At 68.2% G+C, this 24,390-nt stretch carries 20 protein-coding genes; 9 read left to right on the forward strand and 11 right to left on the reverse strand.

Annotated elements, in window-relative coordinates; genetic code table 11:
* Positions 1-91: 91 nt before the first annotated feature.
* Together HWW87_RS15735 and HWW87_RS15740 are read right to left on the reverse strand one after the other, a co-directional pair.
* On the reverse strand, positions 92-1,492 hold the full coding sequence (locus HWW87_RS15735; RefSeq protein ID WP_175821058.1) for an LLM class flavin-dependent oxidoreductase: 1,401 nt from the start codon (positions 1,490-1,492) through the stop codon (positions 92-94).
* A complete protein-coding gene (locus HWW87_RS15740) occupies positions 1,489-2,748 on the reverse strand; it encodes an acyl-CoA dehydrogenase family protein (RefSeq protein ID WP_175821059.1) in 1,260 nt (419 codons plus the stop codon). The genes HWW87_RS15735 and HWW87_RS15740 overlap by 4 nt, the downstream gene beginning before the upstream one ends.
* A 303-nt stretch (positions 2,749-3,051) precedes the next feature.
* Here HWW87_RS15740 and HWW87_RS15745 point away from each other — a divergent pair, with 303 nt between their 5' ends.
* Entirely contained in the window at positions 3,052-4,290 is a 1,239-nt protein-coding gene (locus HWW87_RS15745; RefSeq protein ID WP_175821060.1) for an SfnB family sulfur acquisition oxidoreductase, read from the forward strand.
* Positions 4,291-4,341: 51 nt separating this feature from the next.
* On the opposite strand, the gene HWW87_RS15750 is transcribed toward HWW87_RS15745, so the two are convergent.
* From HWW87_RS15750 to HWW87_RS15780, 7 genes are all read right to left on the reverse strand, one after another.
* Positions 4,342-5,169, reverse strand: a complete 828-nt coding sequence (locus tag HWW87_RS15750; RefSeq protein ID WP_175821061.1) for an ABC transporter permease — start codon at positions 5,167-5,169, stop codon at positions 4,342-4,344.
* The gene (locus tag HWW87_RS15755) at positions 5,162-6,352 is read right to left on the reverse strand and encodes an ABC transporter substrate-binding protein (RefSeq protein WP_175821062.1); all 1,191 of its coding nucleotides are present in this window, start codon (positions 6,350-6,352) and stop codon (positions 5,162-5,164) included. Before HWW87_RS15755 ends, HWW87_RS15750 begins: the two co-directional genes overlap by 8 nt.
* Positions 6,353-6,368: 16 nt before the next feature.
* The gene (locus tag HWW87_RS15760) at positions 6,369-7,163 is read right to left on the reverse strand and encodes an ATP-binding cassette domain-containing protein (protein WP_175821063.1); all 795 of its coding nucleotides are present in this window, start codon (positions 7,161-7,163) and stop codon (positions 6,369-6,371) included.
* The gene (locus HWW87_RS15765; protein WP_175821064.1) at positions 7,160-8,275 is read right to left on the reverse strand and encodes an acyl-CoA dehydrogenase family protein; all 1,116 of its coding nucleotides are present in this window, start codon (positions 8,273-8,275) and stop codon (positions 7,160-7,162) included. Before HWW87_RS15765 ends, HWW87_RS15760 begins: the two co-directional genes overlap by 4 nt.
* Positions 8,248-8,814, reverse strand: coding sequence for a carboxymuconolactone decarboxylase family protein (locus HWW87_RS15770; protein WP_175821065.1), 567 nt, complete (start codon positions 8,812-8,814; stop codon positions 8,248-8,250). Before HWW87_RS15770 ends, HWW87_RS15765 begins: the two co-directional genes overlap by 28 nt.
* Before the next feature lie 126 nt (positions 8,815-8,940).
* Entirely contained in the window at positions 8,941-9,900 is a 960-nt protein-coding gene (locus tag HWW87_RS15775; RefSeq protein ID WP_175821066.1) for an AraC family transcriptional regulator, read from the reverse strand.
* Positions 9,901-10,042: 142 nt separating this feature from the next.
* On the reverse strand, positions 10,043-10,792 hold the full coding sequence (locus tag HWW87_RS15780) for an SDR family oxidoreductase (protein WP_175821067.1): 750 nt from the start codon (positions 10,790-10,792) through the stop codon (positions 10,043-10,045).
* 162 nt (positions 10,793-10,954) lie between these two features.
* Here HWW87_RS15780 and HWW87_RS15785 point away from each other — a divergent pair, with 162 nt between their 5' ends.
* Positions 10,955-11,848: a LysR family transcriptional regulator gene (locus tag HWW87_RS15785; RefSeq protein ID WP_175821068.1), complete on the forward strand. Its 894-nt coding sequence runs from the start codon at positions 10,955-10,957 to the stop codon at positions 11,846-11,848.
* 218 nt (positions 11,849-12,066) lie between these two features.
* Here the strand turns inward: HWW87_RS15785 and HWW87_RS15790 are convergent, their stop codons facing one another.
* A complete protein-coding gene (locus HWW87_RS15790; RefSeq protein ID WP_175821069.1) occupies positions 12,067-13,155 on the reverse strand; it encodes an aldose epimerase family protein in 1,089 nt (362 codons plus the stop codon).
* A gap of 27 nt (positions 13,156-13,182) precedes the next feature.
* On the reverse strand, positions 13,183-14,376 hold the full coding sequence (locus HWW87_RS15795) for a DNA-binding transcriptional regulator (RefSeq protein WP_175821070.1): 1,194 nt from the start codon (positions 14,374-14,376) through the stop codon (positions 13,183-13,185).
* Positions 14,377-14,637: 261 nt separating this feature from the next.
* On the opposite strand from HWW87_RS15795, the gene xylA reads away from it, so the two are divergent.
* The 7 genes from xylA (at position 14,638) to HWW87_RS15830 (ending at position 24,371) form a co-directional block, all read left to right on the forward strand.
* Positions 14,638-15,960, forward strand: a complete 1,323-nt coding sequence (xylA, locus tag HWW87_RS15800; RefSeq protein WP_175821071.1) for a xylose isomerase — start codon at positions 14,638-14,640, stop codon at positions 15,958-15,960.
* 4 nt (positions 15,961-15,964) lie between these two features.
* Positions 15,965-17,443, forward strand: coding sequence for a xylulokinase (xylB, locus tag HWW87_RS15805; RefSeq protein WP_175821072.1), 1,479 nt, complete (start codon positions 15,965-15,967; stop codon positions 17,441-17,443).
* Between the two features lie 88 nt (positions 17,444-17,531).
* Entirely contained in the window at positions 17,532-18,560 is a 1,029-nt protein-coding gene (xylF, locus tag HWW87_RS15810) for a D-xylose ABC transporter substrate-binding protein (RefSeq protein ID WP_175821073.1), read from the forward strand.
* 65 nt (positions 18,561-18,625) lie between these two features.
* Complete coding sequence (gene xylG, locus HWW87_RS15815) at positions 18,626-20,185, forward strand: D-xylose ABC transporter ATP-binding protein (RefSeq protein ID WP_175821074.1); 1,560 nt, start codon at positions 18,626-18,628, stop codon at positions 20,183-20,185.
* The gene (locus HWW87_RS15820) at positions 20,182-21,393 is read left to right on the forward strand and encodes a sugar ABC transporter permease (protein ID WP_175821075.1); all 1,212 of its coding nucleotides are present in this window, start codon (positions 20,182-20,184) and stop codon (positions 21,391-21,393) included. Before xylG ends, HWW87_RS15820 begins: the two co-directional genes overlap by 4 nt.
* A 37-nt stretch (positions 21,394-21,430) precedes the next feature.
* A complete protein-coding gene (locus HWW87_RS15825; RefSeq protein ID WP_175821076.1) occupies positions 21,431-21,739 on the forward strand; it encodes a hypothetical protein in 309 nt (102 codons plus the stop codon).
* Positions 21,740-22,232: 493 nt separating this feature from the next.
* Entirely contained in the window at positions 22,233-24,371 is a 2,139-nt protein-coding gene (locus HWW87_RS15830; protein ID WP_244107300.1) for a LamG-like jellyroll fold domain-containing protein, read from the forward strand.
* Positions 24,372-24,390 lie beyond the last annotated feature (19 nt).

Genomic DNA, 24,390 nt, shown 5'->3' on the forward strand with positions numbered 1-24,390 from the left:
CACAAACGGCTTCGTCGAACCGCACGAAGCCGTTTGTGCTGAAGCCGGTTGGCGCGTGAATGCGGACGGACCGGCCTCGACATATTGCGCGTTACGCGCTGACCGCTTCCCGCTCGGCCGCGCGCTTGACCTGTTCGATATCGCGAAACTGCGCGGCCGGATGCTCGTCGGGCAATCGCGCCGAGCCGCCGAACAGCTTTTCGCGCAGCGTGCCCGGCGCATACGCGGTCGGATACACGCCGCGCCGCTGCAACTCGGGCACCAGATAGCGCACGATGTCCTCGAAGGTTTCATGCGCGACCGCATACGCGAGATTGAAGCCGTCCACGTCGGTCGCGGCCACCCATTCCTGCAGGAGGTCCGCGACGGTGGCCGCCGACCCGACGAACACCGGGCCCATCCCGCCGATACCGCCCCAGGCTGCCAGCGCCTCGATCGTCCACGCGGTGTCGCCGCCCGACAGGTGCTCGACCGCCGACACGATCGCATTCGTTTCGACGCGCCTGACGGGATCGGTCGGCGCGTACTGGCCGAAGTCGATGCCGGTCCAGCCCGACATGAACACCAGCGAGCCGTCGTACGACACGTAGCGCCGATACTCGTCGAACTTGGCCTGCGCCTGCTCGTCGGTCTCGTCGACGATCACCGTGACGAGGTTGTAGATCAGCACCTTCGCCGGATCGCGCCCGGCGGCCGCGGCCTGCGCACGCACGTCGGCCACGTAGCGCGCGAGCTGGTCGCGGGTCGGCGCGGCGACGAACACGCATTCGGCGTGCTGCGCGGCGAACGCCTTGCCGGGGCCGGACGCGCCGGCCTGGAACAGCACCGGCGTGCGCTGCGGCGACGGTTCGCACAGGTGATAGCCGGGCACGTCGAAGTAGCGGCCCTTGTGGCCGATCTCGTGTACTTTCTCCGGATGCGTGAACACGCGGCCGTCGCGATCGCGCACCACCGCGCCATCCTCCCAACTGCCCTCGAACAGCTTGTACAGCACCTCGACGTACTCGGCCGCGACCGCATAGCGGTCGTCGTGCGTGCGCAGCCCGTGATCGCCGATGTTCTTCGCGCCGCTCTCCAGGTACGACGTGACGATGTTCCACGCGAGCCGGCCTTTCGTGTGATGGTCGGCGGTCGACAGCCGGCGTGCGAACGTGTACGGGTGCTCGAACGTCGTCGACGCGGTGATGCCGATGCCGAGATGCTCGGTCGCCATCGCGATCGGCGCGGCCAGTTGCAGCGGATCGTTGACCGGGATCTGCGCGGCCTGGTGCAGCGCGTGGTAGTTGCTGCCCTTGTACACGTCGTAGTAGCCGATCACGTCCGCGATGAAGATCGCATCGAAGATTCCGCGCTCGAGCACGCGGGCGAGGTCGGTCCAGTAGTCGAGATCCTTGTACTGCCACGAGCGGTCGCGCGGATGCGCCCACAGACCGGGCGACTGGTGGCCCACGCAGTTCATCTCGAACGCGTTGAAGCGGATGGTCTTGCTCATTGCGCGGCCCCCGTTTCCGCGCCGGCGCCCGCACCGTTGCCCACGCGCCAGACGAACGGCGGCGTGCGGCCGTTGATGACCCAGTCGCCGACGATGCGCGCCTTGTAGACGAGCGGATTGTGCGACGACACCGTGCGCGCGTTGCGCCAGTGGCGATCGAGCGCGGTCGTGTTGCGGATCGCGGACGCGCCGAGCGCATCGAACAGGCGCGTCGCCGCGCGCAGCACGAGTTCGGACACGACGAGCTGGCTCTGCGCGGATTCGATTTCGGCCGTGACGTTCGCGGCCTGCTCGGCCGCTTCGTCGCCGCCGAAGCGCGCTTCGTACGCCTGCTGAAGCGGTTGCGCGGCGCGCAGCGCGAGCGCGTCGGCCGCGTACGCCCAGGATGCGATCTCGCCGATCACCTGTTGAAGCTGCGCATCGTCGCCCGCACGCTGCGCATTGCCGTGGCTGTACACGCGCGTGCGGTTGCGCACGAGCTCGCCCGCGTCGCGCACGATCGCGTGGCCGATGCCGGCCAGCGTCGCGACGTGGAACAACTGGTAGAACGCGGTCTGGTACTTGAAGCGGCGCGCGAAATCGATCACGTTGTCCGCGTCGACCGTGGCATCCTCGAAGCGCGTCGTGCCGCTGCCGGTGGTGGTCTGGCCGAAGCCGTCCCAGTCGTCCTCGCGGATCACGCCCGGCTGCGCGGTCGCGACGGCGACGATCACGTCGCTGCCGTCGTGCGCGCGCTGCGCGAACACGTCGATCCAGTCGGCGAACAGGCTGCCGGTGCTGTAGAACTTGCGGCCGTTCAGCACGAGCCGGCCGTTCTGCTCCGATACCTTGGTAATGGTCTGGCCGAGCGGCACGTCGCCGGCTTCCGACCACGCATTGCCGACGAGCTGGCCGCTCGCGAAGCGGTCGAACCAGGTCGTGCGCTGCGGCCCGTCCGGCGCGTTCAGCCAGTCCTCGACGAACGCGAAATGCCCGCGCAACGCCTGCGGCAAATTGGAATCGGCGGCGGCCAGCTCGGTCAGCAGCCGGAACAATTGCGGCAGCGATGCACCGGCGCCGCCGGCGCTGGCCGGCAGTCGGATCGCGCCGAAGCCTGCCGACTTCAGCCAGCCGATCGCCTCATGCGGCAGTTCGCGGCGGCGTTCGCGCTCGGCGGCACCGGCGGCGATGCGCTCGAAGATCGGTCGGAACCGGCTTGCGAGCGCATCGTAGTCGGTACCGGTGGAAAGGTCGGAGGCTGCGTGCGACGAAGTCATGCGGTATTCCTCGAAAGACGGGCCGTGTGCGCCGGGAGCCCAGTATAGGAAGCGCGACGCGGGCATTCCAATAACGGATTCTCGGATCGTTATCGTCGCTGCGTATTACCGAGACTGCGGCCGAGATCGTGCGGGGATGCATCGACGTTTTTGCATCCGTTACGGCGTCAAAGCACCGGTTCACCTGCGTCAGCCCCGACGTCGTTTGTTCTCCAAAGGAATATCGTTTCGAGAATCGCTCGGTTTTCCGGCCCGCGCGGCGCTGCTAGATTGAATGCTTTCGCCATTCGACAGGAGAACCCGATGTCAGACACGAGCGCGACGATTCAGGAGCGGCCGGCCGACGTACCACCGCAGGCGGCGCACGTAATCGCCGATGATGCGGAAGCGATTGCGGTCGCGCATGCGCTGGCGCGACGCCTGGCGGAAGGGGCGGCCGAACGCGATCGCGAGCGCCGCCTGCCGCGCGAAGAAATCGAATGGTTTTCGCAGTCGGGGCTGTGGGCGATCACGGTGCCGAAGGCGTACGGCGGCGCAGGCGTATCACATGTGACGCTCACCGAGGTGATCAAAATCGTCGCCGCGGCCGATGCGTCGCTCGGGCAGCTTCCGCAGAATCATTTCGGGCTGGTCGACGTGATCGCGCTCGTCGGCAGCGACGCGCAGAAGCGTCATTTCTTCGCCGAAGTGCTGAGCGGCAAGCGGTTCGGCAACGGATTCTCGGAGAAGGGCACGAAGCACGTGCTCGACCTGAAGACGCGCGTGCGCCGCGACGGCGACGACTATGTCGTCGACGGCACGAAGTTCTACTCGACCGGTGCGCTGTTCGCGCATTACGTGCCGGTGCTCGGGCTCGACGACGCGCAGCAGGCCTGGCTCGCGTACGTGCCGCAACCGACGCCCGGCCTGACCGTGATCGACGACTGGTCGGGATTCGGGCAGCGCACGACCGCGAGCGGCACGGTCGTGCTCGACGCGGTGCGCATCCCGGCGTCGCACGTGCTGCCCGCGCAGCGCGTGTCGGACGTGCCGACGCTCAACGGCCCGCTGTCGCAGATCATCCAGGCGGCGATCGACGCAGGCATCGCGAAGGCGGCCATCGACGATACGCTCGCGTTCGTGCGGACCCGCACGCGGCCGTGGGTCGACAGCGGCGTCGAACGGGCAGCGGACGATCCGCTGACGATTCGCGAAATCGGCCGCCTGCATATCCAGCTGCATGCGGCCGACGCGTTGCTCGAACGTGCGGCGCGCACGCTCGACGAAATCGCGGCGAAGGGCGACGTGACCGAAGACGATGTCGCGTGGGCATCCGTCGCGGTCGGCGAAGCGAAGGTGCTGACGACCGAGGTCGCGCTACTCGCGGGCGAGAAGCTGTTCGAGCTGGCCGGCACGCAGTCGACGCTCGCCGAGCACAACCTCGACCGGCATTGGCGCAATGCGCGCACGCATACGCTGCACGATCCGGTGCGCTGGAAATATCACCTCGTCGGCAACTACTATCTGAACGGCGCGCGCCCGGCGCGGCATGCGTGGAATTGAGCCGCCAGCGGCAAACGGTTCGTCCGATCGCTGCCTATCGCCTTAGCGGCGCTAGCGATCGGACGCCAGCAGCGCGCGAGTCAACAGCCGAGCGATGCCGTCGAGCGTGAACCCCAGTGCGCCGATCACGACGATCACCGCGGTCAGCTCGGAGTACGCGAGCCGGTCGCGCGTATCGAGGATCAGGTAGCCGAGGCCCGCGTTGACGCCGAGCATCTCGGCCGGCACCAGCACGATCCACAGGATGCCGATCGCGAGCCGGATGCCGTTGAGCAGCGGCCCCGCAATGGCGGGCAGCACGATATGCACCAGCAGCTCGCGGCGGGTGGCCGCGAGGCTTGCGCCGAGCTGCAGCCAGCGTCGGTCGATCTGCGTGACGCCGGCAGCCGTGCTCATCAGCACCGGCCACAACGCGGCGAATCCAAGCAGAAAGTAGATCGCGCGATCGCCGATGCCGAACGACATGACCGCGAGCGGCATCCACGACAGCGGCGACACCATCCGCAGGAACTGGAACGTCGGCGACAGCATCCGCTCGACCCATTGCACGCGGCCGATCAACAATCCGAGCGGGACGCCGGCCAGCAGCGCCGCACCGAGCCCGACGCCGATGCGTCGCAGGCTGACGAGCGCGTGTTCGACGAGATGATCGTCCGCGCACAGCGACCGCAGGCTGGCGAACGCGCTGTCCGGCGCAAACTGCCGGCCGAGCGAGCCGGGCTCGGTCAACACGTGGATCGCGGCCCACCAGACGGCGACCGTCGCCACGAGCCCGGCGACGCCGAGCCATCCCGCGACAACGTGCGCCGGGAAGCGGGCGCCGTCGGCCCGGCGCGTGTCGGGTGCGGACGAACGGCGGGTGGCGAGCGCATCAGACAACGATGATCTCCTCGCGCTGGAACGCGCCCGGCTGACCGAACGCGGTCAGCCCGCCGACCGCGTCGATGCTCTTGCGCACGAACCGGTCGTCGACGAGATCGCGGGCCGCGAACGCCGGATCGAGCGACGCGAGGAATGCGCTGTCGCCGTCGACCACCGTCCGCTTCAGCCGCTGAACCAGCGCCTCGGTATAGCTCGGGAACGGATACGGCTGGAAGTCGATCCGCTTGGCGTGCCAGTCCGCATGACGGATCGCGCCGCTCGCCCGATAGGTGTCGGCCAGCGACGCCGACGGAACCAGCACGCGGTCGAGCGACGCGAGCGTATGCGGCGAATAGCGGTGCGTGCCGTCCTTCGACAGCAGTTGCGCGGTGTCCTGCGGATGCGTGCGCGCCCACAGCTGCGCCTTCACGATCGCGTTGACGACCTTTTGCGACCACGCGGGGCGCTGCGTCAGATCGTTCTCGTGCATGAACACGACGCAGCACGCATGGTTCTTCCAGACATCGCCGGTGAAACGCAGGATCTTGCCGATCTTCATCAATTCCGCGGTCGCGTTGAACGGCTCCGCGACGATATACCCGGCGATCTGGCGCGCGGCGAGCGCGGGCAGCATGTCCGACGGCGCCATGACGACCAGGTTGACCTCGTTCGCCGCGGGCGTGCCGCTCCGCTTGAGCACGGGCACGAGCCCCTGCTGGCGCAGCATGTCCTGCAGCACGACGTTGTGAATCGAATACCAGAACGGAATCGCGACGGTCTTGCCGCCGAGATCGTGCAGCGCATCGATGTCGGGCGCGACGGTCAGCCCGGAGCCGTTCACGTGGTTCCACGCGACCACCTTCGCCGGCGCGCGGCTGCCGTAGCGCGCCCAAAGCGTCATCGGCGACAGCAGGTGTACGACATTGACCTGGCCGGACAGGAACGCTTCGACGAGCTGCGCCCAGCTGCGCAGCAGCTTCGGCTGCTCGACCGTCAGCCCTTCGGACGCGAAATAGCCGTTGTTGTGGGCCACCAGCAACGGCGCCGCGTCGGTGATCGGCAGATAGCCGATGCGAACCGGCGCATCCGGTTCGGCCGCGGCGTGCGCGTTCGCCATCGATAGCAACGGGGCGGCGCCCGTCGCGGTGAACAGGGCCGCAAGCTTCAGCCATTCGCGGCGCGACATCGGAATCTGGCACATGGATAGGCAGGTCAGGTCAGTTCAGGGATTGGAGTTCGGCGGTATGCGGGCGCTTCATGCCGGCCTGCAACGCCTTCAGGATGTTGATGCGCATCGTGCCGAGTTCGCTGACGAACGCGTCGCGCGGATGCGGGAAATCGACCTGCCACGCGTCGATGAAGCGGCCTTGCGTGCCGAGCAGCACGATGCGATCGGCCACGAGCAGCGCCTCGTCGATATCGTGGGTCACGAGCACCGTCGCGCATCGCGTCGTCGACACGATGTTCACCAGCAACTGCTGCATCGCGGCGCGCGTCACTTCGTCGAGCGCCGAGAACGGCTCGTCGAGCAGCAGCGCGTGCGGCTGACGCGCCAGTGCGCGCGCCAGCGCCGCGCGCTGCGCCATCCCGCCGGAGAGCTGGGCCGGGCGTAGCGACGCGGCGGCTTCGAGTCCGACCGCGCGCAGCGCAGAGCGGACGCGCTCGCGTTGCTGATCGCGCGTGAGGCGCTCCTGATGCGCGAAGGCGAGCCCGAACGCGACGTTTCTTTCGGTCGACAGCCACGGCAACAGGCACGGGTCCTGAAACGCGATCGCGATCCTCGGGTGCGGGCCTAGCAGCGTTGCACCGCCGACCGACACGGTGCCGGATTGCGGCCGCTCCAGGCCGGCCAGTGCGCGCAGCAGGCTCGACTTGCCGGTCCCGCTCGGGCCGATCAACGCGACGATTTCGCCGCGCTCGACCGACAGCGAGACATCGGCAAGCACGGTATTGCGGCGCTCGCCGTCGTAGCCGAGCGTCAGGTGGCGGGCGTCCAGCAGCGGGGGCGTCATGCGGCGATGCTCCGCGTCTGCGCGGCGAGTTGCGCCTTCAACTGCACCACGCTCGGCGTGACGATCGGAATGAACGCGGCTTCACGCCAGCGTCGCTCGAAGCCGAGCCCCGCATCGCGCAGATAGCCTCGGCCGCCGCTTGCTTCGAGCTCGAGGTTCATTGCGGTGGCCACGTGCGTCGCGAGCGCGATGCGCAGCTCGAACAGGCGGTCGGGATGCAGGCGCAGGCTGCCGTCGGTGATACCGGACGACAGTTGCGCGCATGCGGCGGCGAGTGCGACCGCGCAGGATTCGACTTCGGGGCCGAGAATGCCGCGCGTCGTTTCCGCCGCGCGCCGCGCTTCGGCCAGCGCCCGCCGCGCGAGCCCGATCGACAGCCCGCACTGCAAGCCGAGGAATGCCGGCCGTACTGCGGGCAGGAAGGTTTGCGCGTCCGGATGGATCAGCCACGCCGCGTCGGTCGGTACGTCGTCGAGATGCAGCGCGGCGGTGTTGCTGCCGCGCAGCGCGATCAGGTCGAGATCCGTGCTGCGTGTCAGGCCGGGCGCGTCATGCGGGATCGCGACGATCGCGGACGGCCGGCCATCGCCATACGCGACGGCTGCCGCCACCACGAACCGTTCCGCGCGCAGGTTCGTGACCCACGCCATCCTGCCGGTCAGCCGCCAGTCGTCCGCGCTTTCCGCTTGCGGTGTCGCGTCGATCTGAAGCGACTCGATGCCGGACAGATACTTCATCGCGTTCGACAGGCCGCTGGCGCCGGCGCAACGGCCGTCGAGCAGCGCCGGCAGCCAGCGTTCGCGCAGCGCGGTATTCGGGCTTTGCAGCAGGTATTCGATGAAGCTGCGCTGGCCCCACAGCACGAAGGCCGCGGTCAGCGAATGCTCGGCCACCGCGGCGATGCCGGCGATGGCGTCCGCAGTCGTGCCGCCCGCGCCGCCGAGGCTCGCCGGCACGCCGGTCCGGAACAGTCCGGCGGCCGCGAGGCGCGGCACGACTTCCGCTTTCAGCGCGGCGCTCGTGTCGAGCTGCGTGGCGTTCGCGTCGAGCCAGTCGGCAAGCGACGCGTCGAGTGCGGGCGCCGTCAGGCGGCCTGTGTCCGGGGTTCCCATCGGTATGCGGCCAGTTCGAGGTTGAGTTCGTTGCGCGACAGATTGTTCGCGAAGTTGCACAGCGTCGCGAGGCTCACGCCCAGCACCACTTCGAGTGCGTTCGCTTCGGTGAAGCCGGTGGCCAGGAACGCGTCGAGCGCGTCGTTGGTCACGCCGCCGCGCGTTGCGATCACGGCGCGGGTGAATGCGGCGACGGCATCGAGCCGCGGATCGGCAACCGGTTCGCCATCGCGCAGTGCATCGACGTCGGCGCGATCGACATGGGCTTTTTTCAGCGCGGCGGCGGTGTGCCCGGCCACGCAGAACGCACAGCCGTGGACGGCGGCCGCGGTGATCTGGACGGCTTCGCGCTCGGCGAACGTGAGGCCCGCGCGGCTGTTGATCTCCGCGACGGTCAGATAGGTTTCGAGGGCGACCGGCGCGTTCGCGAGCGAGCGTACGAGGTTCGGCAGGAAACCGTTCGCACGCTGCGATTTTTCCAGGAAGGGCTGGCTGGGCGCGGGGGCGGTTTCGACGGTGGGCAAGGGCAGGCGGCTCACAGGATTCTCCGGAGGGGCAGTGCGATCATTGTCGAGGCGGCGCCACCGCCGGACAATGCGCGAACATCCGCGATTCCTGTGCGTTCGTCCCGCGCCGCGGGTCGAGACGTTGTGCCGGCCGACTCGTTAGTGCAGGCGGGCCGCCGATTGCGACGCGTGGTCGCGGTCGCGACGCCATGCGCCGGGCTGCATGCCCATCGTGCGCTTGAACGCATGCGCGAAGGCCGACTCCGACTGATAGCCAACCAGTTCGCCTGCCCGCGAAATCGGCAGGCCTTGTTGCAGCAGGTCCGCCGCGAGCCGCATCCGCACCATCGTGACGAACTGCATCGGCGGATGGCCGGACGCTTCGCTGAAGTGCTTGCAGAACGCGGTGCGCGACATGTTCGCGAACGCGGCCATCGAATCCGTGGTCCACGCGTCGGCGGGCGCATCGATGATCGCGGCGACGAGCGTGCCGAAGCCGGTCCGCTGCATCAGCGATGCGAGCCCGCTGGCGACGGTATCGTGCCCCGCCGCGTCCCGCACCGCATAGAACAGCAGCAGTTCGACCAGCTTGTCGATCAGCGGGGACGGCGCGTCGACGCCATGACGGCCTTCGGCGCGAATCAGGTCGAACAGCCCGTGGATGCCGCGATAGGCGTCGTCGCCGCGCCGCACGATCAGGTACTCGGGAAAGAGCGACACGATCGCGCGCGACACGGCGGAGTGGAATTCGATGAAGCCGCAGGCGAGGCCGACGCTGCCGTCGACCGACGGGTCGAGCGGTTGCATCGACCCGCGTCGCTCGAGCGGGCGGCCGCCCGCGACGGCGCAGGCCTGCGGGTGGACCGGGCTCGGCGACAACCCGTGCGGCACGTCGCGCAGCAGAAAGACGGCTTCACCCTCGGCGACCGGGATGCTGTCGCGTCCGTCCGCGAAGTGAAGCCACGCCGATCCATGCAGGATGATGTGGAAGCTCGCTTTCGCCCGGCCGGCGGTGGACGCCTGCCAGTCGCCGCAATACTGGCCGACATGAAAAAGCTGGCTTTTCGGCTCCAGGCTGGACAGCAGCCAATGGACGACCTTGTCTGTTTGCGCGGACATTCCGATGCTGGAGGATGGGTGACGCGCCCATGCTACGGGCTGCGCCGCGCCGCTCAAACCAACGAATCGTAGAAAGCATTTTCCTGTTCCAGCGATTGCATGCGCGCGCGCCGCCTCGAATCCGCATGCGGCCGGTCGAGCGTCAAACCTGACCGACGCCGCCGTCGACCATCAGGTCCGCACCCGTCATGTACGCGCTTTGACCGGATGCAAGGAACACGGCCGCGTTCGCCATCTCCTCGGGCTGCGCGACCCGGCCGATGGGGATCATGTTCAGGTACATGTCGACCAGGGCCTGACGCTCCTGCGCATTCGTCACCTGCGAGTCGAGCATCGGCGTGTCGGTGACGCCGGGGCTCAGCGTGTTGACCCGAATGCCGCGATTCTTGAACTCGGCGGCCCAGGTGCGCGCATACGAACGCAAGGCCGCTTTCGTCGCCGCGTAGGCCGTGTGGCCCGGAATACCCATCACGTGCATGGCCGACGAAACCAGAATGATCGATCCGCCGTTCGTCATGAGCGGCAGCAGCTTCTGCACCAGAAAGACGGGGCCGCGGGCGTTGAGGTTGAACGTCTTGTCGAAATGTTCCGGGGTCAGGGTATCGATCGACGCCTGCTCGACCAGCGCCGCATTCGACACGACGATGTCGACCGTGCCCTTGTCGGCCCTGACCACCGACGCGACGCGTTCGAGATCGTCGAGATTCGTCGCATCGGCCTGGATGGCCGTGACATTGCGTCCGATCCGCTCGGCGGCCGCGTCGAGTTGAGCCTGCCGGCGCCCGAAGATGAATACGTGCGCCCCTTCGGCGACATAGCGCTGCGCGATCGCGAGACCGATACCGGTTGTGCCGCCGCTGATGACGGCGACCTTGCCTGCGAGAGAAGTCATTGGAATCTTCCGTGTATTCGTGGTTGACGGAAGAAAGCGTAACGGTCTGCGCCGCGAATGATAATCAGGCGAATCTTCATAAGTGCGATTCCCTGCTAGAATCGCTCGCACTTCAATGTGAGCGATCCGATCGCGAAAACGAGCGGTTTCGCAGGAACTGCAATGGATCGGTTGGACGAACTCGGCGCGTTCATCGCCGTTGTCGACGCAGGCGGCTTCTCGGCTGCCGCGCGCAGGACCGGCAACTCGCAGTCAGCCATCAGCAAGGCGGTCGGCTCGCTCGAGAAACGTCTCGGCGTGATGCTGCTGAACCGCAGTACACGCAGTGTCACGCTGACGGATCAGGGGCAGCGCTATTACGATCGCATGAAGCCGCTCGTTGACGAATTCGACGAAGCCGACGCCGAGATGACGAGCAGCACGCTCGACGTCACGGGCCTGGTCAGGATCGCGACGGCTTCCACCTTCGGCCGCCTGCACGTTCTTCCGCTGATCCCCGACTTGCTGTCATCGCACCCCGGCCTTCAGGTCGATCTCGTTCTGTCGGACTTCGTGCGGGACATGGTGGAAGACCGCATCGATCTCGCCGTTCGAGTCGGTCGAGTCGACGAGGCCGACGCCGTCGTCAAACGCGTGGCGAGCACTCGCCTGGTTTGCGTCGGCTCGCGGGACTATTTCGAGCGCCATGGCATCCCGAAGACGCCTGACGAACTCGTCGATCACAATTGCCTTCTGTATGGCGGCCTTTCGGAATCGGCCGCGAATTGGCCGTTCGTCGGCCCCGCCGGCGGCTTCAGCGTGACCGTTCGCGGCAACTTGTCGTCGAACAGCGTCGAAACGATTCGGGCGGGCGTGCTGGCGGGTGTCGGAATTGGCCTCTTCACTCAGGCTTCACTGACCGACGAACTCGGGCATCCCGGCATCATCACTGTTCTCGACGAATTTTTGAAAGAAGTCAGAGACGTCAGCCTCGTCTGGCCGAAACGCCGGTATGTGCCGGCACGCGTGCGCATGGTGACCGACTTCTTGTCCGCCGCCCTGGCTCAGCGCGTTTAGGCAACCACGGGGCCGTCACCGTGTCGGCATCGAGAGGCGAATCGGAAGGACGACAACCGGCACTGCGCATCGCTGACGCTAGTCCGCTGCGGCAACCGGTCGTCCGCTGTACGTAACGACGACCGGCCGCCACGGCGGCCCGGATGCCGGGGCGGAGCGGCAGTCGCTTGGGGCTGGCGCTGATGTTTCCTTAAGGACGACGATACAACTCGCGGGCCCTATGCCTGAACCCCCACCCGATACCGCGTGGTCTGCCGATAGACGTCGCCCGGACGAACGATCACGTCGTCGCGCAGGCCGTCCATGTTGACCTGATCCGGAAAGCCGCCCGCCTCGACGCACAGCGCCGCGTGTTGCACGCAGCGCGTGCCGCCGCTCACGCTCAGGCCGTCGAGATAATTGCCCGTATAGAGCTGCAGGCCGCGCTGATCGGTCGACACGATCAACTCGCGGCCGCTTTCCGGATCGTAGATCCGTGCGACGGGCCGGACCTCGCGCGCGCCGTTGCCGACGACGTAGCAGTGATCGAAGCCGCGCGCCCGCGCCAGTTGCGCATGCGGCCAGTCGAGGCGCGCGCCGAGCGGCGCGCTTTGCCGGAAATCGAACGCCGTGCCCGTCACGTCGGCCGTGCCGGTCGGGATCAGCGCGTCGTCCACTTCGAGGAACGCATCGGCGTCGATGTGCAGCAGATGGCCGCGCACGTCGCTGCCCGCGCGCCCGTTCAGGTTGAAGTAGCTGTGATTCGTCAGGTTCAGCGGCGTCGGCGCATCGGTTCGCGCCGTATAGTCGATCGTCAGCGTGCCGTCGTCGTCGAGCGTGTAGCGCACCTGCACGCTCACGTTGCCGGGGAATCCCGCGTCGCCTTCCGGCGAATCGAGCCGCAGCGTCAGGCCGCCGCTATCGTCGAGCACGTCCCACCGCGCGCGATGAAAACCGTTCGCGCCGCCGTGCAGCAGGTTGCCGTTCTCGTTGCGGTCGAGCAGGTAGTCGACGCCGTCGAGCGTGAAGCGCGCGCCGGCGATCCGGTTCGCCCATCGGCCGACCGTCGCGCCGAGATAGGCGCCGGATTCGAGGTACTCGGCCGGCGTGTCGTGCGCGAGCACGATATCGGCGAAGCGTCCCGTGCGGTCAGGTGCGAGCCACGACACGACGGTCGCGCCGAGGTCGCTGACGACCACACGCATCCCGTGCGCGTTGCGCAGCGTATAGCGCCGCACGGGCTCGCCGTCGGGCAACGTGGCCCACGGCTCGGCCTGCACGCGCGCCACGCCGGGCGTCAGATATGAGGAATCGGTATCGATATGCATGAGTGGATGTCGGATGGGCAGGGGGCGTCAGTGCGTGGCGGCCGCACGTTCCTGATATTCGCGCGGCGTGCAGCCGAGTTCGCGTCTGAACACCGCGTACATGTACTGAAGCGACGTGAACCCGCAACGGATCGCGACTTCGGCGCTGCTCGCCTGCCGGCCGGCGAGCAACGCCTGCGCGGCTTCGAGCTTGTGGCGCAGGATCTCCTGGTGCACGGTGCGTTGCAGTTCGCGACGAAAGTGCTCCTCGAGCAGCGAGCGCGACACGCCGACATAGTCGGCGACCTGTTCGGTCTTGATCCCCTGGCACGCGTACTGGCGGATGAAATGCCGGGCACGCATTACGTGCGGGCTCGCCAGCGGCTGGTGGCGCGTCGATTCGAGCACGTTGATGCCGACCGGCGGCACGAGAATTCGCTGCCCGGGAAAGCGCGCGCCGCGCAGCATCCGGTGCAGCAGGTGCGCGGCGGTGCGGCCCATTTCCTCGGTGCCCTGGATCACCGACGACAACGGAATGCGCGTCAGCGTGCGCGTGAGCGGATCGTTGTCGATGCCGATGATCGCGACCTGTTCCGGCACCGCGATGCCGGCGATCAGGCACGCCTGCAGCAGGTGCCGCGCGCGCGCATCGGTCACCGCGATCACGCCGACCGGCTTCGGCAGCGCATGCAGCCAGCCGATCAGTTGCTCGATCGCGTGATTCCAGCCCGACGCGCTCGTCGACAGCCCGCGGTAGATCGGCGCGTCGAGCCCGTCCGCGCGCGCGAGCCGGTCGAACGCCAGCTCGCGCTGCTGCGCCCAGCGGTTCTCCTGCGCGACCGGCAGGCTGTACATCGCGAAATGTGCGAGTCCCGCCCCGATCAGGTGCGTATACGCGAGCGACACGAGCTTCGGGTTGTCCGTCGCAATATATGGGACGCCGTCAGGGTATTGCGCCGGATCCTCGTACGACGATCCGATCGCGACGATCGGCAGCGGCGAACCGGCGAGCGCGTCGGCGACGGCCGGGTCGTCGAAGTCCGCGATGATGCCGTCGCCGTCGAAACGCTCGATCCCGGTGAGCCGGCAGCGGAAGTCGTCTTCGAGGAACAGGTCCCACACGACGCGTGTCGTGTGCAGGTACTGGCCGATGCCGCTGATGATCTCGCGGTCGTAGACCTTGTTCGCGTTGAACAGCAGCGCGATGCGGTGCGGTGTCTGGGCGGATGGGGCGCGTGTCATCTCGATGTCGGGTGAGCGCGTCGGGGCGCCGTGCCGTTGTCTCCGGGGTGCGCTTACGAAGGCGGCGCGGTTGTCTGGTGTACGGCGATTGTAGGACGGAACGCGCGCCGCACGTAGCGGCTGGCAAGAAACATCAAGCGCGCTGCGCAATTTCGCAATTGCCGGCCGGCAGGCAGGCGGGCACGATCCAGCCAACGAATTCGGCCGCGTGCGTCGTCGTGACGCGCGTTGCGCTGCAACAAGAACCTGCACGGAGACGCCATGTCGTATTTCAAACACATTCCCGCAATTCGCTACGAAGGCCCGCAGTCGGACAACCCGCTCGCCTATCACCATTACGACCCCGAGAAGCGCGTGCTCGGCAAGACGCTCGCCGAGCATCTGCGGATCGCGGTCTGCTACTGGCACACGTTCGTGTGGCCCGGTCACGACATCTTCGGGCAGGCCGCGTTTCAGCGGCCGTGGCAGCAGCCGGGCGACGCGCTCGAACGCGCGCGGATGAAGGCCGATGCCGCATTCGAGTTCTTCACGAAGCTCGGCACGCCGTTCTATACGTTCCACGACACCGACGTCGCGCCGGAAGGCGACAGCCTGCGCGAATACGCGGCCAATTTCGCGCGGATGGTCGACTATCTCGGCGAGCGTCAACAGGCGAGCGGCGTGCGGCTGTTGTGGGGCACCGCGAACCTGTTCTCGCACCCGCGCTTCGCGGCCGGCGCAGCGACGAACCCGAACCCCGACGTGTTCGCATGGGCCGCGACCCAGGTGTGCCATGCGCTCGACGCGACCCACCGCCTCGGCGGCGAGAACTACGTGCTGTGGGGCGGCCGCGAAGGCTACGAGACGCTGCTCAATACCGACCTGAAGCGCGAGCGCGACCAGTTCGCCCGCTTCCTGTCGATGGTTGTCGAGCACAAGCACCGGATCGGCTTCAACGGCGCGCTGCTGATCGAGCCGAAGCCGCAGGAGCCGACCAAGCATCAGTACGACTACGACGTGGCAACGGTGCACGGCTTCCTCGTGCAGTACGGGCTGCAGGACGAGATCCGCGTGAACATCGAGGCGAACCACGCGACGCTCGCCGGTCACTCGTTCCATCACGAGATCGCGAACGCCTTCGCGCTCGGCGTGTTCGGCAGCGTCGATGCGAACCGCGGCGATCCGCAGAACGGCTGGGACACCGACCAGTTCCCGAACAGCGTCGAGGAGCTGACGCTCGCGTTCTACGAAATCCTGCGCCACGGCGGCTTCACGACCGGCGGGATGAACTTCGACGCGAAGGTGCGGCGCCAGAGCATCGATCCGGAAGACCTGTTCTACGGCCACGTCGGCGCGATCGACGTGCTCGCGCTCGCGCTCGAACGCGCGGCGGTGCTGGTCGAGAACGACCGGCTCGACGCGCTGCGCCGGCAGCGTTATGCGCAGTGGGACGACGCGTTCGGCCGCAAGATCCTGTCGGGCGGCTATACGCTGGAGTCGCTCGCGGCCGACGCGCTCGCGCGCGGCGTGAACCCGCGGCATGCGAGCGGGGCGCAGGAGCGGCTCGAGAACATCGTGAACCAAGCGATCTACGGGCTGCGCTGACGCCATGTACATCGGACTCGATCTCGGCACGTCGGGCGTGAAGGCGGTGCTGCTCGACCGCGACGGCGTGGTGCGCGCGAGCGCGAGCCAGGCGCTGACGGTGAGCCGGCCGCGGCCGCGCTGGTCCGAGCAGGCGCCGCGCGACTGGTGGGATGCCGCATGCGGCGCGCTCGCCGCACTCGTGGCGGATGCGCGCACGGCCGGCATCGATCCGCGCGACATCGACGCGCTCGGCCTGACCGGGCAGATGCACGGCGCGACGCTGCTCGATGCGCATGGCGACGTGCTGCGCCCCGCGATTCTGTGGAACGACGGCCGCGCGGACGCCGAGTGCGAGGAACTCGAACGGCTCGCACCCACGCTGCGCACGGTGGCCGGCAACGTCGCGATGCCGGGCTTCACGGCGCCCAAGCTGCTGTGGGTGCGGCGTCACGAGCCAGACGTGTTCGCGCGCATCGCCTACGTGCTGCTGCCGAAGGATTATCTGCGCTACCGGCTGACCGGCGCGTTCGCGACCGATCCGTCGGATGCCGCCGGCACGCTGTGGCTCGACGTCGCGAAGCGCGATTACGACGACACGCTGCTCGCCGCCTGCGGGCTATCGCGCACGCAGATGCCGACCGTGTTCGAGGGCAACCGCATCACCGGCACGCTGCTGCCGGCCGTCGCGCGGGCGCTCGGGCTGCGCGAGATCCCGGTGGTGGCCGGCGGCGGCGACAACGCGGCCGGCGCGGTGGGCGTCGGGATCGTGCGGCCCGGCGACGCGCTGCTGTCGCTCGGCACGTCGGGCGTGTATTTCGCGGTGTCGGACGGGTTTCGCGCGAATCCCGAATCGGCCGTGCACAGCTTCTGTCATGCGCTGCCGGATACGTGGCACCTGATGTCGGTGATGCTGAATGCGGCCGGCTGCCTCGACTTCACCGCGCAACTGGCCGGCTACGACGGCGTCGCGGCGCTGCTCGACGATGCCGAGACGAACGCACGCGCGAGCCGCCCGTGGTTCCTGCCGTACCTGAGCGGCGAGCGCACGCCGCACAACGACGTGAACGCGAAGGGCGTGTTCTATGGGCTCACGCCCGACACGCGGCGCGCGGATCTCGCGAACGCGACGCTCGAAGGCGTCGGCTTCGCGCTGCTCGACGGCATCGACGCGCTGCATGCGGCCGGGCTCGCACCCGACAGCATCACGGTGATCGGCGGCGGCTCGCGCAGCGCGTACTGGACGCAGATGCTCGCCGACCTGAGCGGCCGCGCGCTGACGCTGCGCGCGGGCGGCGAGGTGGGGCCGGCGCTCGGCGCCGCGCGCCTCGCGCATCTCGCGCTCGAACCGGATGCGGCGCTCGCCGACGTGTGTCCGCAGCCGCCCGTCGTCGCGGTGCGCGAGCCCGATCCCGAGCGGCACGCATGGTATCGCGACATGCGGCGGCCGACGTTTCGCGCGCTGTACCGTGCGCTCGAACCGGTGTTTGCGACGGGCGCGTGACGCACGTTGCAGTGACTCGATGCGGGCGGTGCATTCCGGCGGCCGCCCGCGGTTCGTGAGGTGGTTCCATAACAAGGAGTTTGGAGACATGAAAACCGTGACGCGTCGTACCGTATTGAGTTCGCTTGCCGGCGCCGCCGCGCTGGCGATCCTCGCGCTGGGCACGCCGCTCGCCCATGCGAGCAAGGACAAGCCCGAGATCGGCTTCTGCATCGACGACCTGCGCGTCGAGCGCTGGTCGCGCGATCGCGACTATTTCGTCGCGGCCGCGACGAAGCTCGGCGCGAAGGTGTCGGTGCAGTCGGCCGATGCGAGCGAGGCGCGGCAGATTTCCCAGATCGAGAACCTGATCTCGCGCGGCGTCGACGTGATCGTGATCGTGCCGTTCAACTCGAAGACGCTTGGCAACGTCGTCGCCGAAGCGCGCAAGGCCGGCATCAAGGTCGTGTCGTACGACCGCCTGATTCTCGACGCGGACGTCGACGCATATATCTCGTTCGACAACGAGAAGGTCGGCGAGCTGCAGGCGCAGGGCGTGTTCGATGCGAAGCCGAAGGGCAACTATTTCCTGCTCGGCGGCGCGCCGACCGACAACAACGCGAAGATGCTGCGCGAAGGACAACTGAAGGTGCTCAAGCCCGCGATCGACCGTGGCGACATCAAGGTCGTCGGCCAGCAGTGGGTGCCCGAATGGAGCGCGTCGACCGCGCTGCGGATCGTCGAGGATGCGCTGACCGCGAACAACAACAAGATCGACGCGATCGTCGCGTCGAACGACGGCACGGCCGGCGGCGCGATCCAGGCGCTCGCCGCGCAGCATCTGGCCGGCAAGGTGCCGGTGTCCGGGCAGGATGCGGATCTGGCCGCGGTCAAGCGCGTGATCGACGGCACGCAGACGATGACCGTCTACAAGCCGCTGAAGCTGATCGCGAGCGAGGCCGCGACGCTCGCGGTCGATCTCGCGAAGGGCACGAAGCCCGCGTTCAACGCGCAATACGACAACGGCAAGAAGAAGGTCGACACGGTGCTGCTGCAGCCGACGCTGCTGACCAAGCGCAACGTCGACGTCGTCGTGAAGGACGGCTTCTATACCCAGGCCCAACTGGCGAGCCAGTAAGCGTACGACGGACGCGACGCGCGGCCGCCGCGACGGCGGCCGCGCCTACTGCGAGGCATGAACGAATGACGGAACCCTTGTTGACGATGCGCGGCATCGTCAAGGCATTCGACGGTGTGAAGGCGCTCGACGGCATCGATCTGACCGTGCGCCCCGGCGAATGCGTCGGCCTGTGCGGCGAGAACGGCGCCGGCAAGTCGACGCTGATGAAGGTGCTGTCGGGCGTGTACCCGCACGGCACGTGGGACGGCGAGATCCGCTGGGAAGGCGCGCCGCTCGTGGCATCCGGCGTGCGCGACACCGAGCGCGCGGGCATCGCGATCATCCATCAGGAGCTGATGCTCGTGCCCGAACTGTCGGTGGCCGAGAACATCTTCCTCGGCAACGAGATCACGCTGCCGGGCGGGCGCATGCACTTCGCGGCGATGGTCCGACGCGCCGAGGAACTGCTGCGCGAATTGCGGATCGACACGATCAACGTCGCGCAGCCGGTGATGAACTACGGTGGCGGCCACCAGCAGTTGATCGAGATCGCGAAGGCGCTGAACAAGCAGGCGAAGCTGCTGATCCTCGACGAACCGTCGTCGTCGCTGAGCGCGTCGGAGACGCGCATCCTGCTCGACATCGTGCGCGACCTGAAGCGGCGCGGCGTGGCGTGCGTGTACATCTCGCACAAGCTCGACGAGGTGGCGGCCGTGTGCGACACGGTCACCGTGATCCGCGATGGACGCCATGTCGCGACCGAGCCGATGGCGGCACTGACCACCGACCGGATCATCGCGATGATGGTCGGTCGCGAGATCCGCGACCTGTATCCGCGCGAACCGCACGAGATCGGCGACGTCGTGCTCGACGTGCGCCACGTGACGTGCCGCGACGTGACGAACGCGCGCCGCAAGCGCGTCGACGACGTGTCGTTCAGCGTGCGGCGCGGCGAGATTGTCGGTGTCGCAGGGCTCGTCGGCGCGGGGCGCACCGAGTTGATGCAGGCGATCTTCGGCGCGTATCCGGGCGCGTGCACGGCGACCGTGACGATGAACGGCCGGCCGCTGTCGATCCGCTCGCCGGCCGACGCGATCCGCGCCGGCATCGCGATGGTGCCGGAGGACCGCAAGCGCCACGGCATCGTGCCGCAGCTCGGCGTGGGCCACAACATCACGCTGGCGGTGCTGAAGCGCTTCGCGGCGCGCGGGCGGATCGACGCGGCCGCCGAGCTCGATACGATCCGCACCGAGATGCAGCGGCTGTCGGTGCGCGCAGCCCACCCGTTCCTGTCGATCGCGAGCCTGTCGGGCGGCAATCAGCAGAAGGCGGTGCTAGCGAAGATGCTGCTGACCGAGCCGCAGGTGCTGATCCTCGACGAACCGACACGCGGCGTCGACGTGGGCGCGAAGGCCGAGATCTATCGGCTGATCTTCGCGCTGGCCAAGCGCGGCGTCGCGCTGATCGTCGTGTCGTCAGAACTGCCGGAAGTGCTCGGTCTCGCCGATCGCGTGCTGGTGATCGGCGAAGGCGAGCTGCGCGGCGATTTCGTCAACCAGGACCTCACGCAGGAACAGATTCTCGGCGCCGCGCTGAAGCCCGCGCGGCTGCCCACCGAACCCACCGCAGCGAGTGCGAAATGAATTCCGAACTTTCTTCCTCGACCCCGGCGACGCCGGATGCAGACGCACGTCGTCCGGACGGCCGCGCGCCGCGGCTGGCGTTGCGCTACGCCTTCACGCGCTACAAGGTGCTCGCGCTGCTGTTCGCGGTCGTCGCGATCTGGGCGTTCTTCTCGGTGCTGACGGACGGTGCGTTCGTCACGCCGCGCAACGTATCGAACCTGCTGCGGCAGATGTCGATCACCGGCATGCTCGCGTGCGGCATGGTATTCGTCATCATCGCGGGCGAGATCGACCTGTCGGTCGGCTCGCTGCTCGGGCTGCTCGGCGGCGTCGCCGCGATCCTCGACGTCAACCGCCACTGGCCGGTCGCGGCGACGGTCCCGGCCGTGCTCGCGCTCGGCGTGCTGATCGGGCTCTTCAACGGCTGGTGGTCGACCTATCGGCGCGTGCCGTCGTTCATCGTCGGGCTCGGCGGGATGCTCGCGTTTCGCGGCATCCTGCTCGGCGTGACGGGCGGCTCGACGATCGCGCCCGTGTCGGACGGCTTCGTGTTCATCGGGCAGGGCTATCTGCCGCGCCTGGCCGGGGATGGCCTCGCGGTGCTGCTGTTCGTGGTCGCGACGCTGCTGGTGGTGCGGCAGCGCGGCACGCGGCGGCGCTACCGGCTCCCGGTCGCCCCGCTGTGGCAGGACGTCGCGAAGATCGTCGGCGCCGGCGCGGTGCTGTTCGCGTTCGTCGCGACGCTCGATCGTTACGGCGGCATTCCGGTGCCCGTGCTGCTGCTGCTCGTGCTGCTCGGCGTGTTCTCGTGGATCGCGACGCAGACCGTGTTCGGCCGGCGCATCTATGCGGTGGGGTCGAACCTGGAGGCGACGCGGCTGTCGGGCGTCGACACCGATCGCGTGAAGCTCGTGATCTTCGCGCTGATGGGGCTGATGTGCGCGTTTGCGGGCCTCGTCAACACGGCGCGGCTCGCGGCCGGGTCGCCGTCCGCCGGCTCGATGGGCGAGCTCGACGCGATCGCCGCGTGCTTCATCGGCGGCACGTCGATGCGCGGCGGGTCGGGCACGGTCTACGGCGCGCTGATCGGCGCGCTCGTGATGGCGAGCCTCGACAACGGGATGTCGATGCTGGACGTCGACGCGTACTGGCAGATGATCGTCAAGGGCGCGGTGCTGGTGCTGGCGGTGTGGATCGACGTGGTGTCGCGGTCGAACCGGCGGTGACGAGCCGGCCGGTCGCGACTCGACAAAGAGGAAGACCATGGAACGAGACACGATGCGCGTGCCGGATGTTTCCGTGCCGGCGGCCGGGCCGCGCGCGATGCCGGATGCCGGTTCCGTGCTTGGCCTGGGTGACCCGCGCGACCGGCAGGTGATCGCGGATGCGCTGCTGCACGAGCGATCCGACGCGCTCGTGTTCGCGATGCGCATGGCCGACCAGTGCGGCCGGCCCCGGCCCGATGCGGCCGATTTCGCGCTGACCGACATCATTCGCCTGGCGCGCATCGTCGAGCGCATGGAGCGGGACGGCGCGGCGAAGCGCGCTGCCGTACCCGCGGACGCACGCTGAAAGGCGATGCGGCCGGCGTGCGGGCCGCAGGCCGAAAGCGCCGCGCATGCCGTGCGGTCGACGTTCAACGCGGCGGATCGGATCGCACGCCGATCGGGAGACGACGCTTCCCCGCGTCGCGCACTGACGGGACCGTTGCTTACAACGCGTAATTGACCTGCCCGATCCCGACGCGCACCATGCGCGGTTGCCGCTGTTTCGCGCCACTGTCATCGTTTACGTTCAGGATCGCATGACGTGTTTCCGGGGTGGCCGGACGCGGCGCAGGCGAAGCGGCGACGATTGGGCACGTGCCTGATCGACAGCCCTCCGGATCGCCGTGCCGGGATTGCCGGCACGCGGCACGCTTTCGATGAAGTTCGAACCCAGGGCCGCGCGCGAGCGTGGCCGCAACGACGAAGGGAGACGCATGAGCGGCACGGAATGGACGAAGGACAAGGCGATGCGCGAAGCGGTGAAGCATCGCACAGGCGACGTTTCGCAAGCAGGAGGGATGTCGGACGACGCGCTGTCGCGGCGCACGTTTCTCCACAGTCTGGGCGCGCTGGCGGTGCTCGCCTGCGGCGAGACGTTCGGCGGCGCGCGCGCCGCATTCGCCGCCGTATCGAAGGGCTCGACGGCGGCCTTCGTCCATCCGGGGCTGCTGCATACGCAGGCCGATTTCGACCGCGTCGCACAGAAAGTGATGACGCACGCGCAGCCGTGGTTCGACGGCTGGTCGGTGCTGATCGCCAACGGTCATGCGAACTCCTCATGGAAACCGCGCCCGCAGGTCGAGATCGATCGCGGCGGCAACGGGCCGCAAAACTACGGAATCCTGTACAACGACGTCGCCGCCGCCTATGCGTGCGCGCTGCGCTGGAAAGTGACCGGCGACAGGCTGTATGCGGACACGGCGGTGCGGATCATGAACGAATGGGCGACGACGCTGCAGCGCCTGGGCGGCGATTCGAACGTCGACCTCGCGGCCGGCCTGTACGGCTACGAGTTCGCGAATGCCGGGGAAATCATGCGCGGTTACCCGAACTGGGCGGCGGCGGATTTCGCCGCGTTCCAGAAGATGATGCGCACCGTGTTCTACCCGATCAACACCGATTTCCTGCATCGCCACAACAACACCGACATCACGCACTACTGGGCGAACTGGGATCTGTGCAATATCGCGTCGATTCTCGCGATCGGCGTGCTGTGCGACGACCGCACGCTGTTCGACGAGGCGATCGACTATTTCCGCTCGGGGCCGGGCAACGGCGCGATACCGCAGGCGGTGTATTACCTCCATCCGGGCCATCTCGGCCAATGGCAGGAGAGCGGCCGCGACCAGGGGCACAACACGCTCGGCATCGCGCTGGCGGGCGCGATCTGCGAGATGGCGTGGAACCAGGGCGTCGACCTGTACGGGTACGACAACAACCGCTTTCTCGCCGGCGCCGAATACGTCGCGAAAGCCAACCTGCGCCAATCGCCCGACGGCCCGTTCTTCGACGTGCCCTACGTCACCTACTCCAACGTGAACGTCACGCAAACGCAGTTCGCGACCGGCGGCCAGGGCGGGGTCCGGCCGTGCTGGGCGCTCGTGTACAACCACTACGTGAACCGCAAGGGGCTGGCGGCGCCGTGGTCGAAACGCTTCGCGCTCGCCGCGCAGCCCGAGGGCGGCGGCGGCAACTACGGGCCCAACAGCGGCGGCTACGATCAGTTGGGCTACGGCACGCTGATGCACACGCGCGATCCGGCCGGCCCCGCGCCGGCGCCGAGCGGCCTGACCGCTCATGCGAGCGCCGGGCACGCGGTGCTGTCGTGGTGGGGTGTCGCGAACGGCACGCACTACACGGTGAAGCGCGGCGCGGCGTCGGGCGGCCCGTACGCCACCGTGGCGACGGGCATCGTCGATCCGCTGACGTGGACGGACAGCCCGGCCGCGGGCACCTGGTATTACGTCGTGAGCGCGACGACGCCGACGGGCGAAACGCCGAATTCCGCGGAAGCGCGCGTGGTAACCGGCCAGCAGTTGCAGATCTGGCTGCCGTTCGACGAATCGCGCGGCGTTACCGCAGCCGATCGCAGCGGTAACGGGCACCCCGGTACGCTGGTCGGTGCGGCAACATTCGCGCCGGGGCGCAACGGCAATGCGCTGTCGCTCGATGGCGCGGGCAGCTATGTCGCGCTTCCGGCGGGCGTGCTCACCGACGTTTCGGATTTCACGGTTGCGGCATGGGTGTGCGCGCGTACCGTGCGGAAGTGGTCGCGGGTGTTCGACTTCGGCGCCGGCACCGGGCGCTACATGATGCTCACGCCGCTGGCCGACACCGGTGCGCTGCGCTTCGCGATCACGGTCAACGGGTCGCACGGCGAACGGCGCATCGACGCGAAGGCGCCGTTGCAGGCCGCACAGTGGACGCATGTTGCCGTCACGCTGGCGGGTACGACGGCCACGCTCTACGTCGACGGTGCAGCTGTCGGCAGCACGACCGACGCGTTTCTCGCGCCGTGGCGGCTCGGTCCGACCGCGAACAACTGGATCGGGCGCTCGCAGTTTGTGGCCGACCCGGCGTTCGACGGCCTCGTGAGCGATTTCCGCGTGTATCAGGGGGCGCTGACGGCGACGCAAGTCGCCGCGCTTGCGCGGTAGGCGCGCCGCGCGCCGCGAT

It is taken from the genome of Burkholderia sp. BCC0419 (assembly GCF_902830285.1).
Classification (GTDB): Bacteria; Pseudomonadota; Gammaproteobacteria; order Burkholderiales; family Burkholderiaceae; genus Burkholderia.

Coding starts and splice junctions, on each gene's coding strand:
- HWW87_RS15735 (WP_175821058.1), bottom strand. CDS start 1,492: ATGAGCAAGACCATCCGCTTCAACGCGTTCGAGATGAACTGCGTGGGC.
- HWW87_RS15740 (WP_175821059.1), bottom strand. CDS start 2,748: ATGACTTCGTCGCACGCAGCCTCCGACCTTTCCACCGGTACCGACTAC.
- HWW87_RS15745 (WP_175821060.1), top strand. CDS start 3,052: ATGTCAGACACGAGCGCGACGATTCAGGAGCGGCCGGCCGACGTACCA.
- HWW87_RS15755 (WP_175821062.1), bottom strand. CDS start 6,352: ATGTGCCAGATTCCGATGTCGCGCCGCGAATGGCTGAAGCTTGCGGCC.
- HWW87_RS15760 (WP_175821063.1), bottom strand. CDS start 7,163: ATGACGCCCCCGCTGCTGGACGCCCGCCACCTGACGCTCGGCTACGAC.
- HWW87_RS15765 (WP_175821064.1), bottom strand. CDS start 8,275: ATGGGAACCCCGGACACAGGCCGCCTGACGGCGCCCGCACTCGACGCG.
- HWW87_RS15775 (WP_175821066.1), bottom strand. CDS start 9,900: ATGTCCGCGCAAACAGACAAGGTCGTCCATTGGCTGCTGTCCAGCCTG.
- HWW87_RS15780 (WP_175821067.1), bottom strand. CDS start 10,792: ATGACTTCTCTCGCAGGCAAGGTCGCCGTCATCAGCGGCGGCACAACC.
- HWW87_RS15785 (WP_175821068.1), top strand. CDS start 10,955: ATGGATCGGTTGGACGAACTCGGCGCGTTCATCGCCGTTGTCGACGCA.
- HWW87_RS15790 (WP_175821069.1), bottom strand. CDS start 13,155: ATGCATATCGATACCGATTCCTCATATCTGACGCCCGGCGTGGCGCGC.
- HWW87_RS15795 (WP_175821070.1), bottom strand. CDS start 14,376: ATGACACGCGCCCCATCCGCCCAGACACCGCACCGCATCGCGCTGCTG.
- xylA (WP_175821071.1), top strand. CDS start 14,638: ATGTCGTATTTCAAACACATTCCCGCAATTCGCTACGAAGGCCCGCAG.
- xylB (WP_175821072.1), top strand. CDS start 15,965: ATGTACATCGGACTCGATCTCGGCACGTCGGGCGTGAAGGCGGTGCTG.
- xylF (WP_175821073.1), top strand. CDS start 17,532: ATGAAAACCGTGACGCGTCGTACCGTATTGAGTTCGCTTGCCGGCGCC.
- xylG (WP_175821074.1), top strand. CDS start 18,626: ATGACGGAACCCTTGTTGACGATGCGCGGCATCGTCAAGGCATTCGAC.
- HWW87_RS15820 (WP_175821075.1), top strand. CDS start 20,182: ATGAATTCCGAACTTTCTTCCTCGACCCCGGCGACGCCGGATGCAGAC.
- HWW87_RS15825 (WP_175821076.1), top strand. CDS start 21,431: ATGGAACGAGACACGATGCGCGTGCCGGATGTTTCCGTGCCGGCGGCC.
- HWW87_RS15830 (WP_244107300.1), top strand. CDS start 22,233: ATGTCGGACGACGCGCTGTCGCGGCGCACGTTTCTCCACAGTCTGGGC.